1 pseudogene is annotated in these 364 nt (G+C 53.8%); it reads left to right on the top strand.

Annotated elements, in window-relative coordinates:
* Positions 1–186, top strand: a pseudogene (locus H0247_RS20085) (IS3 family transposase); the annotation flags it as partial.
* Positions 187–364 lie beyond the last annotated feature (178 nt).

Here is a 364-nt window from a genome sequence, read left to right as displayed (position 1 = left end):
GGCTTTATGAGTTCTCGTGAGCAGGCGCTTGAAGCCAAACGGCAGCGCCAGGCAGACCAGAAAGCCATCAAACAGTTAACACGTGAACTTCGGCAAAAGGAAAAAGCGCTCGCAGAAACCGCCGCGATATTGGTGTTGCGAAAAAAGTTAAATGCGCTTTGGGAGAACGACCAAGAGGACGATTGACCTCCTTCCCGCAGCGCACAGAGTATGTGTCGTGGATACAAGAAGCTAATCGGTCAGGGGCCAGACTGAACGTCGCCTGCAACGAGGTGGGTATCACCTTGCGTACCTATCGGCGTTGGTATTGTGGTGGACAGGTCAAGGCAGATAAAAGACCGGATGCGGTTCGTCCCGAGCCAGC

The organism is Pectobacterium sp. CFBP8739 (assembly GCF_013449375.1).
Taxonomy (GTDB): Bacteria; Pseudomonadota; Gammaproteobacteria; order Enterobacterales; family Enterobacteriaceae; genus Pectobacterium.
Note: the sequence above shows the minus strand (reverse complement) of the source record. Positions and strands in the feature narration are given on the sequence as shown.